Genomic DNA, 13,689 nt, shown 5'->3' on the forward strand with positions numbered 1-13,689 from the left:
ATTATCTCGATTTTGAGAATCATGAAACTAGACGAAGACTCACCTTCAAATCAGGTGGGTCTTTCATTCGTTGATCGAATAAATAATCCCTTTTCCCTGCGAAAATAGTAGGATATTACTGTCGAATCATGGTAAAATGGAGTCCACAGTAGGTCGAAAAAGGGCAGTCTACTGAATTTTGCTCTGGGATGAGGGGTTACTTTGCTTGGGTCTGCCACATTTTATGTGTTCAATTTAAGCGATGTGTTGATTGCTATCTTCATTTCGATAATATGCTGTACACTTGGGGCAGAATTTTGTCGTCGGTTGAAGCTAGAAAATTATACGTTTATGAGAAGAGCAATATACTCGTTAATGCTTGGCTTTACTTTTTGGTTAGCGTTGTTATTGGTTTGTTTGGCAATGGAATTACCTTACTCTACAGGAAATATCAATTTATACTTTCAATTAAGTTTTTATTTTTGCTTTATCGGATCTTATATTGCTCTTGGGGTAACGAAACAGAGACTAAATAGTTCGATTCAGTATATATTTGCAGGATTGTTCGTTACGGTTTGTATTTTAGGTACACTTAGTCTTGGTTTTTATCTTCTATACTCGGATCATCTAGATATTAAGCCGATGCTAGGGACCATGACTGTATTTTTAACATTAGCAACGATGTTTTCCTTGCTTCGCTTTCTTATTCAAATAACGAATTCGGATATCTATCAATTCCTGTCTCGTTGGAAACTTGTTGGTAGTATTCTTGGCGGAGCTGCTTTTGCAGGAGTTCCTTTTATGGTTGTTGTATCTATGCTGAATCTTGAAGAAATTGGTGTGGGGAATACAAATCCATTGGTTATGCTTTTGCCTTTTACATATAGTGTCATTACGAATCTTGCTTTCATGCTAGTTCCTGACCTGTTTGGTGAACGTTTATTGATGCGTAACATTCAATCGTATTTATCACTATTTAATCATAATCCTGATGCCGTATTTGCCGTAAACTTGTCAGGCAACATTATGCATGCGAATAAGGAAGCCTTTAAACTTACAGGCTATGATCAAAAAGCGATTAAGGGATTGCATTTCAAGGAGCTATTAATCTGCGACGAAGAGGAATTCAATCACTATCTTCAAAGCTTCCTTCAAGAAGATATTCAATCGGTTGAAGTAAAACTTCGACATCGAGATGGCTTTTTTATTGATGTTAGAATTACACCTGTTCGAATCATTGTGAAAGAAGAACTGATCGGGGTATATGGAATTGTCCGAGATATTACAGAGAAGACGCATGCCGAGGAGACGATTCGTTACCTTGCTTATCACGATGATTTAACCAATTTACCGAATAAACGGAAGCTTGAAAAAGTGGCAGCAGAGGCGATTGATGAAAATAAACCTTTTTATCTTTTTTATATTGATTTTGATCGTTTTAAACGGATTAATGATACCTTTGGTCATTTTTTCGGTGATAAAATTCTTCAAGAAACCGGGAAAAAGCTTGAGGAGCTCATGCCTGAAAATTGTACGATTGCAAGGCTTGGGGGAGATGAGTTTGCTGCGTTACTACCTCATCCAGCAGACTATGATGAGGTTGCTCAAATGATTATTGAAGGTTTTCGAACCCCCATCGTACTCGATGGCTTTGACTTTTTACTTACAGCGAGTATCGGTGTGGCTTATTTTCCAAAAGATGGAGAAATGATTTTAGAATTATTGAAGGCGGCAGATCTTGCGATGTATCGTGCGAAAAATGAAGGATCCAATCGATATGTTGTGTATGAGGCGACGATGAAGGAACAATCACTTAATAAAATAAAGATAGAAAGTGATCTTCGAAGAGATATTGCGAATCGCAAGTTAACGGTTTATTATCAACCGAAATATGATACGGGTTCAAATCTATTGGTGGGATCCGAGGCACTCATTCGTTGGGAACATGAAGAGAACGGATTTATTCCTCCAAGTAAGTTTATTCCTATCGCCGAAGAAAGTAACTTAATTATTGATCTTGAGAGATTTGTAATTACGGAAGTATTCGAAACGATTGGGGAGTGGAAACGGAAAGGCATGCCGGTGCCTAGAACTTCTATTAATATTTCCGTCATTCATTTTTACCAAGAAGACTTTGTCGATTTTATCATAAAAAACTTAGCCTCCTATGAGATCGATGGCAGTGATATTGAGATTGAAATTACGGAAAGTGTTATTATGCGTGGAGAGGAGCGAGTCAATCGAAACCTGCTTGCCCTTAGAGAAGTCGGGGTTGAGATAAGTGTCGATGACTTTGGAACAGGGTATAGCTCCTTAAGTTATTTGCAAAAGTTATCTGTCGATCGTTTGAAAATTGACCAGTCCTTTATCGCTGATTATGAGAGCAATAAAGAAATTATATCTGCCATCATTTCGATGTCTCACAACCTAAATCTGAAGGTCATTGCAGAAGGTGTGGAAACGTCGAATCAAATCGGTTTCCTGCAAAACATGAATTGCTTCGAGGTGCAAGGTTATTTCTACTCCCCTCCAGTCAAGCGTTCTAATTATGAAGATATTTTATCTAAATACGGTAATGCTAGTTAAAAATGCCTCATTTAGAGGCATTCGGACTGTCGACAAAGGTAGTGAGAAGTTCTTCTCGCTGCCTTTTGTCATTTTTTTGTTCGGGATTGGTGGGAAAAGGGCTGATTTCCGCTCCGGGCGCTTGCTTTCCGGGGGGCGGGCAGTGAGCCTCCTCGTCGCTGACACTCCTGTGGGGTCTCACTTGTCCCGCTGATCCCCCAGGAGTCAAGCATCTTGCTCTGAATGTCTCATTTAGAGGCATTTTTATTCGTTTTGATTTCTCATTCTTTCTTGTGCAAGTCGGACCATTTCTTTGACCATGCTTCCACCGATTTGGCCACCGATCTTGCCTGCTTGATGGGAGGTAAGATTTCCGTTATTGCCTTTACTCAGTGGAATATGCATATCCGCTGCCACTTCGTATTTTACCTGGTCCGGGTTATCGTTAGGCACCATATACCCTCTCTGTTTCATCACATCTGCTTTTAACGAATCTAATGCCTCTCTAGCCTCTGGGATTAATGGACGTCTTTTTCTAGCCATATTCGTTATGCTCCTTTTACTTTTTTCTTAGTATGCACTTTCCATACGTGAAATACTTGTGCAACCGGAGTTGACCATATATTCTAGAACTATAAGTGGTAACAAAGAGGGGTTGAACGAGATGAAGTATGTATTGGGTCTTTTTATTCCTGGTGCTCTCGTTATTTTTTTCACAAGAGTTACATACAGCCATGTGATTGGTTTATTGCTTACAGTTGCACTAATAGCTGCATCGGTTTATAAGGGTTATACTGATTCCTTATCGCTCATTATTGTAGATGCATTGTCTTTAACGGTTGGGTTTGCGTATTCGAAAATGGTTCGAGAGAGGGCAAAAAAACGATCGTAGGTAGAAGCTTGTCGATAAAATTTTCGACAAGTTTTTTTATGCCATTTTCACTTACAGAGGGTGTTTGAATCATTTCAATCAAACGTTTGATTGACCTTTTTTCGACTGAGACTGACAGACTTCATCGTAAAAACGAAAAACATCGAATATTTGTTCGTATATTGTTGGTTTGTTTTCCCTTATTTGTGGTAGAATGATTAATATGAAAATATAGGATATTTACTCAGCCAGGTCCGTCGCAGCTAGTTACTATAGATGAAATTCTAATGGATACTTTTAATAGGAGGAGTACTTGTGAAGGACCAATTTGAATTAGTCTCTAAATACTCACCACAAGGAGATCAGCCTGCAGCCATTCAAAGGATTGCTGATGGAATACATAATGGTGAAAAACGTCAAACGTTGCTTGGAGCAACAGGGACTGGTAAAACATTTACGATCTCCAATGTGATTAAAGAAGTGAATAAGCCGACACTTGTGATCGCTCATAATAAAACACTTGCTGGCCAGCTTTATAGTGAGTTTAAGGAGTTTTTTCCGAATAACGCGGTCGAGTATTTTGTTAGCTATTACGATTATTATCAGCCAGAAGCGTATGTTCCTTCAACAGATACGTTTATCGAAAAAGATGCTAGTATCAATGACGAAATTGATAAGCTTCGTCACTCGGCTACATCCTCTTTGTTTGAAAGAAAAGATGTTATTATCATTGCGAGTGTTTCTTGCATTTACGGTCTAGGTTCTCCTGAGGAATATCGAGATCTTGTGCTCTCACTAAGAACGGGAATGGAAATTGAGCGAAATCAGCTCTTGCATCGCTTAGTGGATATTCAATATGAAAGAAACGATATTAACTTTCAGCGTGGAACATTTCGTGTTCGTGGCGATGTGGTCGAGATTTTCCCGGCTTCACGGGATGAGCATTGCTTGCGTGTAGAGCTATTTGGTGATGAAATTGATCGAATTCGAGAGGTTGATGCATTAACAGGGGAGATTCTTGGAGAAAGAGAACATGTTGCCATTTTCCCAGCTTCCCACTTCGTTACACGTGAAGAAAAACTCCTTGTTGCCATTGAAAATATTGAGAAGGAACTCGAAGAACGCCTAGCGGACATGCGTGAAAACGGAAAGCTTCTTGAGGCACAGCGATTAGAGCAACGTACACGTTATGACTTAGAAATGATGCGGGAAATGGGCTTCTGTTCGGGAATTGAAAACTACTCCCGACATTTAACTCTAAGACCACCTGGGTCAACACCATATACATTGATCGATTATTTTCCAGAAGACTTCTTAATTGTCATTGACGAGTCGCATGTGACGCTTCCGCAAATTCGTGGAATGTATAACGGCGACCAAGCGCGTAAGCAGGTTCTCGTGGATCATGGCTTCCGTCTGCCTTCAGCGATGGATAACCGACCTTTAACGTTTACAGAATTTGAGGAGAAGATCAATCAAATTGTGTTTGTTTCGGCAACACCGGGACCTTATGAGCTCGAGCACACGCCAGAAATGGTTCAACAAATCATTCGTCCAACAGGATTGCTTGATCCAACGATTGATGTTCGTCCGATTGAAGGGCAAATTGATGACCTTATCGGTGAGATTCATGAGCGGATTAAGAGGAATGAACGCGTTCTTGTCACAACGTTAACAAAAAAGATGTCCGAGGATTTAACAGATTACTTGAAAGAAATCGGTATCAAGGTACAATATCTACACTCTGAGGTAAAAACGCTCGAAAGAATTGAAATCATCCGAGAGCTAAGACTTGGAAAATATGATGTTCTTATAGGAATTAACTTGTTAAGGGAAGGTATAGATATTCCTGAGGTTTCGTTAGTAGCCATTTTGGATGCGGACAAAGAAGGCTTCCTTCGTTCAGAACGTTCGTTGATCCAAACCATAGGTCGTGCGGCGCGTAATTCCCGCGGTCATGTGGTGATGTATGCCGATCGAATGACAAACTCAATGGAGCTTGCGATTTCAGAAACGAAACGTCGTCGCGCCATTCAAGAAGAGTACAATGAAAAGCATGGAATCACACCGATGACAATCCAAAAAGATATAAGAGATGCCATTCGTGCAACACATGCGGCTGAGAATGAAGCAGAGTACAAGACAACAGAAAAGCTTACAAAGCTTACGAAAAAAGAGCGTGATAAGCTAATTGAGGATATGGAGAAGGAAATGAAAGAAGCAGCAAAGGCGCTCAACTTCGAGAGAGCAGCAGAGCTTCGTGATTTAATATTAGAGTTGAAAGCGGAAGGATGACGAATCAATGGCAATGGAAAAGCTCATAGTTAAAGGGGCTAGAGCTCATAATTTAAAGGATATCGATGTGACCATTCCGCGAGATAAGCTCGTTGTACTAACAGGACTTTCAGGCTCGGGGAAATCCTCTCTTGCATTTGATACGATATATGCTGAGGGGCAGAGACGCTATGTGGAATCGTTATCTGCGTACGCAAGGCAGTTTTTAGGGCAAATGGATAAACCGGATGTGGATATGATTGAAGGACTTTCACCGGCTATTTCAATTGATCAGAAAACAACGAGTCGTAATCCTCGTTCGACCGTCGGAACGGTTACGGAGATTTATGATTATTTACGATTATTATATGCAAGAGTGGGTCGCCCGACCTGTCCGAATCACGGGATTGAAATTAGCTCCCAAACGATCGAGCAAATGGTCGACCGAATTATGGAGTATCCTGAACGAACAAAGCTCCAAGTACTTGCACCGATTATTGCTGGACGCAAAGGGACACATGTGAAGGTTTTTGAAGATATTAAAAAGCAAGGCTTTGTTCGTGTTCGTGTGGACGGAGAAATGCTTGATCTTTCAGACGAAATTGAGCTGGAGAAAAACAAGAAACATACGATCGAAGTGGTTGTTGACCGAATTGTCGTTAAGGAGGGAGTCACTGCCCGTCTCGCTGATTCGCTTGAAACCGCTCTTGGTCTTGGGGAAGGAAAAGTAATTATTGATGTGATCGGCGAAGAGGAATTGCTTTTCAGCGAACACCATGCCTGTCCATTATGTGGCTTCTCGATCACGGAGCTTGAACCTCGTATGTTCTCGTTTAACAGTCCGTTCGGTGCCTGTCCTGACTGTGATGGATTAGGGTCAAAGCTCGAAGTGGATGTAGATCTTGTTGTTCCGAATAAAGAGTTATCCCTAAAACAGCATGCCATCGCACCGTGGGAGCCAACAAGCTCTCAATACTATCCACAGCTATTAGAAGCAGTGTGTAACCACTTTGGAATTGATATGGATATTCCTGTGCAGGATCTTCCAAAACATTTGTTTGACAAAGTGCTATTTGGATCAAAAGAAGACGATATTTACTTCCGGTACGAAAATGACTTCGGACAAATTCGTGAAGGCTATATCCAATTCGAAGGTGTCATTCGAAATGTGGAGCGACGTTACAAGGAGACTAGCTCTGATTATATTCGTGAGCAAATGGAAAAGTACATGGCTCAGCATCACTGTCCGACTTGTAAAGGAGACCGCCTGAAGAAGGAAACATTAGCGGTACTAATCAACAACCACCATATAGGGAAAGTGACGTCCTTCTCGATTCAAGAAGCTCATCATTTCTTTGACCATCTAGACTTAACGGAAAAAGAAACAAAAATTGCTAACTTAATTCTGCGTGAAATCAAAGAACGCCTTGGTTTCTTAATCAATGTTGGCCTCGATTATTTAACGTTGAACCGTGCGGCGGGTACTTTATCTGGAGGAGAGGCACAGCGAATTCGATTAGCCACACAAATCGGGTCAAGATTAACCGGTGTGTTGTACATTCTAGATGAACCCTCCATTGGACTTCATCAGCGAGACAATGACCGATTAATTGATACGTTGAAAAATATGCGTGATATTGGGAACACATTGATCGTTGTTGAGCATGATGAAGATACGATGCTTGCGGCTGATTACTTAATTGATGTTGGCCCAGGAGCAGGAGTTCATGGCGGACAAATTGTTTCTGCTGGAACCCCACAGGAGGTTATGGAGGATCCAAACTCACTAACCGGTCAGTATTTAGCAGGTAAGAAATTTATTCCGCTACCAATTGAGCGAAGAAAAAGTGATGGTAGATACGTCGAGATTAAAGGCGCTAAGGAAAATAACTTGAACAATGTAAACGTAAAGTTCCCGCTTGGCATGTTCATCGCAGTAACCGGTGTTTCTGGTTCAGGAAAAAGTACATTGATCAATGAAATTCTACATAAATCATTAGCTCAAAAGCTAAATCGTGCAAAAATCAAGCCTGGTCAGCATCGAGAAATCAAAGGGATCGAGCACTTGGATAAGGTCATTGATATCGATCAATCACCGATCGGGCGTACACCAAGATCGAATCCAGCAACTTATACTGGTGTGTTCGACGATGTTCGTGATGTGTTTGCATCGACTAATGAAGCCAAGGTTCGAGGATACAAAAAAGGTCGCTTTAGCTTTAACGTCAAAGGTGGCCGATGTGAGGCATGTCGTGGAGATGGAATTATCAAAATAGAGATGCACTTTTTACCGGATGTTTATGTCCCTTGTGAAGTGTGTCACGGCAAACGCTACAACCGTGAAACGCTAGAAGTAAAATATAAAGGTAAGAATATTTCGGATGTGCTAGATATGACAGTGGAAGATGCACTCGTTTATTTCGAAAATATCCCAAAAATTAAAAGGAAGCTTCAAACCATCTATGATGTGGGTCTTGGTTATATTACACTCGGTCAACCTGCCACGACTTTATCTGGTGGGGAAGCACAAAGGGTAAAACTAGCGTCTGAGCTTCATCGCCGTTCTACTGGTCGCTCGTTCTATATTCTCGATGAGCCGACCACAGGGTTACACGTGGATGATATTTCACGATTGCTTGTCGTCCTCCAGCGCCTGGTGGAAAATGGTGATACGGTATTAGTCATTGAGCATAATCTCGATGTCATTAAAGCAGCCGACTATATTATCGACCTCGGACCTGAGGGTGGCGATAAAGGTGGTACCATTATTGCCATGGGAACACCAGAACAAGTATCAGAAGTACCATTATCGTATACAGGGAAGTACTTAAAGCCGATACTCGACCGTGACCGTGAGCGAATGAAGAAGCAAATTCAACAAAAGGAAGAGCAAGTAACTAACGCGTAAAGGGGGGAGCAGTTCCGTAAGGAATTGCTCCTATTTGTATCACTCTCCTCAAAATTCATGAAACTTTTATTTATTAAGAACGTACATATGAGCAGAGGAGATGAAGGAAAATGAATACGAATAAAGTTTTGGCCGGTATGAGTTACTTGAGTATCTTTTTCGCTGGATTTATTTTTCCGTTGGTCGTATTTTTAGTTTCATCCAGTTCATATGTCAAACAGCATGCAAAGAAAGCCTTTTTATCGCATTTAATCCCAATTGTTCCCGTTCCGTTTCTAGTCGGTTCAGCGGTTTATCTAGATATGACGAATCAATTAACAGACACAGCACCGATTGCTATTATTGTAGGCGCGCTTTTAACTGGATTAATCGCCATCATCGTTACGGTATGGAATCTTGTAAAAGCGATTAAAGTCTTTGCGAGTGAAGATTATTAGTCCATTGAGGAGGGTATAGATATGAAAGAAGAGAGAAAACGCATCTTACAGATGGTAGAGGAAGGAAAGCTTAAGGTTGATGAAGCGTTACTGCTATTAGAAGAATTGGAGAAATCCAATACCTCTATGGAAGAAAAGCAACAAAAATTATACAATGAGCTTTCAACGGTTGTGAACTTTGAGGAAGGGAAAAAGTCGTCAGGTTTTTCTTATCAAAAGGCTCAATCTGCCAAGGAAAAAATACTAGAGTTTGTGGATGTTGCTTTTAAAAAGATTAAAGATTTTGATCTTGATTGGAATTTTGGTCAATCGGTAGATGTTTCTCATATTTATCAACAAACTCACGCAAGAGTAAAGGATATTGATATTGATGTGGCCAATGGTTCGGTGACCCTAATTCCGTGGAATCAATCGGATGTTCGTGTCGAATGTGAGGCAAAGGTGTATCGTGTGGAATCACCAGAGGAAGCGAAAAGTCTTTTTATCAAAGACGTGTTATTTTCGGTTGAAGGGGATAAACTACGTTTCGGAGCACAACAAAAGTGGATGAAGGTTCAGGCAAAGGTATATGTGCCTTCTACTGATTTTGAACATATTCGCATTCGCATGTTTAACGGGCCGATTACAAGTGAAAACCTAGTGGTGGCGTCGTTTAAAGCAAAAACAGCAAACGGAAAAGTGGATGTGTCAAACATTAAGGCATCAAAAGCAGAACTGGAAACAGCCAATGGGCAAATATCCGTTCAACAAAGTCAAATTGTAGACTTTGAAGGGGAAACAATTAATGGAGCGATCCGAGTGGACGGTACTTATAAAAAGCTCGATCTTCAATCCTTTAACGGAAATATTGAATGTGAGCTGGCTGGAGACCAATGTGATGTGGTGGTAACAAAAGCAACAACAGGATCCATCAAAGTGAAGGTACCTACTTCATGGGCATTAAGTGGTGAACTAAAGTCCAATCTGGGTGGTTTCCAAGTAGACGTAGACGATATTTCAGTTGTCGAAAATAAGAGCGAAGTTGTTCAAAAAATGTTTACTTTTAAATCTACAAGACCGTTAGATACCTTTACAACGATTCTTGCAGATACAAAGACCGGTTCGATTTCGTTGAAAAAAGTGAAATAAGAATGGATGATTGCGATGAGATGGCTTATAGGAATAGGAATTAATGCGATTTTGTTTATCGCTCTGGCAGGCTATTTTGAAAACTCCTTTTATATAGAAGGCTTTGGGGCGGCATTGGCCGCGAGTTTCATCTTAGCGATTTTAAATATGCTGGTTAGGCCTATTTTAATCATATTAACTTTGCCGATCACGATTGTGACGCTTGGTGCGTTCTTGCTAGTAATCAATGCATTGACACTTTTGCTCACCGATGAATTGGTTGGTTCCTCCTTTGAAATCGAAGGATTCTGGATGGCCTTCTTCATCGCGCTCATCATGTCGGTAGTAAATGTCATTCTTCAGAAAACTATTTTTTCGAGAAAAAAGGAAAATGACTAAGTTTCCACCCTCCTTTTAAAGCAAAGGAGGGTTTTTTATATGGAAAAGGGGGGATTTTAGTAGAAATCAATGGTTTTTAGGTTCACTTCAGTAGTTCAATGTGATTTTACTTGCGATTCTAGAGATTTATTTGCTATTTTAAAAACTTTTTTGCGATTCTAGCAATTTACTTGCGATTCTAGAGATTTATTTGCTATTCCAAAAATATATTTGCGATTGTGAGGAATTACTTGCGATCACAAGAGGATATTTGCGATTGTGAGGAATTACTTGCGATCACAAGAAGATATTTGCGATTAAGAGGAATTACTTGCGATCCAAGTACATATTAGCGATTCAAAAAAATTTATCCCCTATTCCCCGAAAGTTCAAGTTTTCCATCACGAATTTTCATTTTCCCGGTTACTTTCCCACAACCTGAGTAAAATAAACAACGATTGGGAAAGGAGGCTTTTATGAGCAAGAAACTACTGATTTCAACCTTAATATGCATGGTTTTAGTTTGGAGTGTAGGTTGTACAGAGATGAAAGCCCAGCAGCCGCATACCGAGTCCCCGAGGAATGTCATTATGATGGTGATGGATGGAACGAGTTCGGGAGCGGTCGCATTAGCCCGCTGGTATAAAGGTAGAGATCTTGCACTAGATCAAATCTTGACGGGAGGCGTGCGAACGTATTCTGCAGAATCTGCGATTACAGACTCGGCCGCTGCGGCTACCGCTCTAGCGACTGGAAATAAAACGGATGAGCATTATATTGGGCTACTTCCTTCGAAAATTACGACTCCAGGCAAACAGGAAGAGAAACCGAAGCATGCGCTCATGCCGGTGGCCAATGTCCTTGAAGGAGCAAAGAAAGTAGGGAAAGCGACGGGGATTGTTGCCACCTCTGAAATTCAACACGCCACACCGGCCGGATTTTCCACACATGTTCTGAGCCGAAAGCAGCAAGAAGATATTGCTGAACAACAGGTGTATCAAGGAATCGATGTTGTCCTTGGTGGCGGAAAAGTTCATTTAACAAATCGTAAAGATCAAGAAGATTTACAAAAGGTTATTGAAGAAAAAGGATATCAATGGGTCGATACGAGAAGTGAATTACAAAAGGCGAACGGTACAAAAATTTGGGGGAGCTTTGCTGATGAGTCACTAGCCTATGATATAGACCGTCCGGCAACCCAACCTTCTGAGCCCACTCTTGCTGAAATGACGAACAAGGCGATTCAAACCCTTTCGAAAGATGAAGATGGATTTTTCTTGTTTGTTGAAGGAAGCAAAATTGATTGGGCTGCGCACAAAAATGATATTGTTGGCATGATTAGTGATGTGTTAGCCTTTGACGAAGCGGTAAAGGAGGCAGTCACGTATGCTGAAAAAGATGGGAATACGATGGTGATTGCCGTGACCGATCATGGAAATAGTGGAATCTCGATAGGTAATCGGCAAACGTCTAGATCGTATGCGCATACTCCTGTTGAAAGCTTCATTCAGCCATTGAAAAAAGCCCAGCGGACGGTCGAGGGTGCACTGCAGGATCTAAAGCAGGATCGCTCTAATATCAAACAAGTGGCAAAGCTATATGGTCTAGATGATTTATCAAACAACGAAATAAGAATGCTGATTAACTCCAATCATGTTGGGGCAGACCTATCTGCTATGTTAGCCAAAAAAGCAAATCTTGGTTTTACAACAAGTGGACATACGGGGGAAGATGTATTTTTATACGCCTACGGTCCATCTCATCCAACCGGATACCTGGAAAACACGGAGTTACCTGAAAGAATGGCCGAATTCATGGGGGTTAATTTAGAAAAGTTGAGCCAATCGTTGTTTATGAATGCAAAGGAATTTTTTGAGAAACAAGGCTTCGTTACAAAAATTGACCAATCGAAAAATCATAACCCTATATTTGTAGCTGCTAAAAGAGACGTTTCCATTGAAATCCCTGCTAATAAAAATATCATTATGGTGAACGGAAAGTCACATTCGCTGAATGGGGTAGCAGTTTTCAATGGAAGACACTTTTTTGTAAGTGAACAAGTAAAAGAGTTTCTCCCGTAATTTCTATCCCTTCTCAATATTGAGGAGGGTCATTTTTTTGACAAAATATGAGGATCAAATTTGGTTCTTTTAAAAAAGATGGTAAAATAGATAGGAATTGTCTCTTTACATACAGAGGAGGAAGACGACCATGGCGAAAGTTCGTACAAAAGATATTATTGAAAAATTTGACCTAGAGTTACTTAGTGGAGAAGAAGGAATAAATCGCCCGATCACGATGAGTGATATCTCTAGACCGGGTATTGAAATAGCAGGTTTTTTCGATTATTATCCAGCCGAGCGAATTCAACTTCTTGGGAAAACAGAGCTAACCTTTGCGGAAAAATTGTCGCCAACAGAGCGTGCCATTCGTATGGAAAAGCTTTGTACGGATGTAACTCCTGGAATCATTGTGACAAGGGAGCTTGACGTACCTGAAGAGCTGATTGAAGCGTGTGAACGTGAGGCTGTGCCACTTATGCGGTCTAGACAGAAGACGACTCGTTTTTCTGGACGTTTGACGAACTTTTTAGAAAGCAAGCTTGCGCCTACAACAGCTGTTCATGGTGTTTTGATTGATATTTATGGAGTAGGGGTTCTAATCACGGGGAAAAGTGGAGTCGGGAAAAGTGAAACTGCCCTTGAACTTGTTAAACGTGGACACCGTTTGGTTGCCGACGATTGCGTAGAAATTCGTCAAGAGGATGAAGATACGCTCATTGGTAATTCTCCAGAATTGATTGAGCATTTACTAGAAATCCGTGGATTAGGAATCATTAACGTGATGACGCTATTCGGAGCGGGAGCGGTTCGAAGTCATAAACGAATTACTTTGGTCATTAACCTGGAGTTATGGGATCAAAACAAGCAATATGATCGTTTAGGATTAGATGAAGAAAAGTTGCGTATTATTGACACAGATTTAACAAAATTAACGGTTCCTGTTCGACCTGGTCGGAACTTAGCCGTTATTATTGAAGTAGCAGCGATGAACTTCCGTCTAAAACGAATGGGAGTGAACGCAGCGGAGCAGTTTACGAATCGATTGGCTGATGTGATTGAAGAAGGCGAGCATGACGAAGAACATTAATCCTAAGGGGGATGAGCTGT

General features: G+C 40.8%; 10 protein-coding genes. 9 read left to right on the top strand and 1 reads right to left on the bottom strand.

What is annotated here, in order from left to right:
• Positions 1–201 precede the first annotated feature (201 nt).
• Complete coding sequence (locus ACQ5H4_RS14295; protein WP_430775659.1) at positions 202–2,565, top strand: EAL domain-containing protein; 2,364 nt, start codon at positions 202–204, stop codon at positions 2,563–2,565.
• 243 nt (positions 2,566–2,808) lie between these two features.
• Here the strand turns inward: ACQ5H4_RS14295 and ACQ5H4_RS14300 are convergent, their stop codons facing one another.
• The gene (locus ACQ5H4_RS14300) at positions 2,809–3,087 is read right to left on the bottom strand and encodes an alpha/beta-type small acid-soluble spore protein (RefSeq protein ID WP_430775660.1); all 279 of its coding nucleotides are present in this window, start codon (positions 3,085–3,087) and stop codon (positions 2,809–2,811) included.
• Positions 3,088–3,208: 121 nt separating this feature from the next.
• On the opposite strand from ACQ5H4_RS14300, the gene ACQ5H4_RS14305 reads away from it, so the two are divergent.
• From ACQ5H4_RS14305 to hprK, 8 genes are all read left to right on the top strand, one after another.
• Positions 3,209–3,436: a CsbA family protein gene (locus ACQ5H4_RS14305; RefSeq protein ID WP_119709995.1), complete on the top strand. Its 228-nt coding sequence runs from the start codon at positions 3,209–3,211 to the stop codon at positions 3,434–3,436.
• A 294-nt stretch (positions 3,437–3,730) separates the two neighbouring features.
• Positions 3,731–5,710, top strand: a complete 1,980-nt coding sequence (uvrB, locus tag ACQ5H4_RS14310) for an excinuclease ABC subunit UvrB (RefSeq protein WP_430775661.1) — start codon at positions 3,731–3,733, stop codon at positions 5,708–5,710.
• Positions 5,711–5,717: 7 nt separating this feature from the next.
• Positions 5,718–8,597 (top strand): excinuclease ABC subunit UvrA, encoded by a 2,880-nt coding sequence (gene uvrA, locus ACQ5H4_RS14315; protein ID WP_430775662.1) that lies wholly within the window; start codon positions 5,718–5,720, stop codon positions 8,595–8,597.
• 110 nt (positions 8,598–8,707) lie between these two features.
• The gene (locus ACQ5H4_RS14320) at positions 8,708–9,034 is read left to right on the top strand and encodes a magnetosome magnetite crystal formation protein family (protein ID WP_430775663.1); all 327 of its coding nucleotides are present in this window, start codon (positions 8,708–8,710) and stop codon (positions 9,032–9,034) included.
• A 21-nt stretch (positions 9,035–9,055) separates the two neighbouring features.
• Positions 9,056–10,162, top strand: coding sequence for a DUF4097 family beta strand repeat-containing protein (locus ACQ5H4_RS14325; protein ID WP_430775664.1), 1,107 nt, complete (start codon positions 9,056–9,058; stop codon positions 10,160–10,162).
• Between the two features lie 15 nt (positions 10,163–10,177).
• Positions 10,178–10,540 (top strand): phage holin family protein, encoded by a 363-nt coding sequence (locus tag ACQ5H4_RS14330; protein ID WP_430775665.1) that lies wholly within the window; start codon positions 10,178–10,180, stop codon positions 10,538–10,540.
• Positions 10,541–10,995: 455 nt separating this feature from the next.
• A complete protein-coding gene (locus ACQ5H4_RS14335; RefSeq protein ID WP_430775666.1) occupies positions 10,996–12,600 on the top strand; it encodes an alkaline phosphatase in 1,605 nt (534 codons plus the stop codon).
• A 130-nt stretch (positions 12,601–12,730) separates the two neighbouring features.
• The gene (gene hprK, locus ACQ5H4_RS14340) at positions 12,731–13,669 is read left to right on the top strand and encodes an HPr(Ser) kinase/phosphatase (protein WP_160548664.1); all 939 of its coding nucleotides are present in this window, start codon (positions 12,731–12,733) and stop codon (positions 13,667–13,669) included.
• The last annotated feature ends 20 nt before the right edge of the window (positions 13,670–13,689 follow it).

It is taken from the genome of Bacillus coreaensis (assembly GCF_050586445.1).
GTDB classification, from domain to species: Bacteria; Bacillota; Bacilli; order Bacillales; family Cytobacillaceae; genus Robertmurraya_A; species Robertmurraya_A coreaensis.

What these genes read in the sequence shown, in the direction of transcription:
- ACQ5H4_RS14300 (WP_430775660.1), bottom strand. Translation starts at nt 3,087, where the DNA reads ATGGCTAGAAAAAGACGTCCATTAATCCCAGAGGCTAGAGAGGCATTA.
- ACQ5H4_RS14305 (WP_119709995.1), top strand. Translation starts at nt 3,209, where the DNA reads ATGAAGTATGTATTGGGTCTTTTTATTCCTGGTGCTCTCGTTATTTTT.
- uvrA (WP_430775662.1), top strand. Translation starts at nt 5,718, where the DNA reads ATGGCAATGGAAAAGCTCATAGTTAAAGGGGCTAGAGCTCATAATTTA.
- ACQ5H4_RS14320 (WP_430775663.1), top strand. Translation starts at nt 8,708, where the DNA reads ATGAATACGAATAAAGTTTTGGCCGGTATGAGTTACTTGAGTATCTTT.
- ACQ5H4_RS14325 (WP_430775664.1), top strand. Translation starts at nt 9,056, where the DNA reads ATGAAAGAAGAGAGAAAACGCATCTTACAGATGGTAGAGGAAGGAAAG.
- ACQ5H4_RS14330 (WP_430775665.1), top strand. Translation starts at nt 10,178, where the DNA reads ATGAGATGGCTTATAGGAATAGGAATTAATGCGATTTTGTTTATCGCT.
- ACQ5H4_RS14335 (WP_430775666.1), top strand. Translation starts at nt 10,996, where the DNA reads ATGAGCAAGAAACTACTGATTTCAACCTTAATATGCATGGTTTTAGTT.
- hprK (WP_160548664.1), top strand. Translation starts at nt 12,731, where the DNA reads ATGGCGAAAGTTCGTACAAAAGATATTATTGAAAAATTTGACCTAGAG.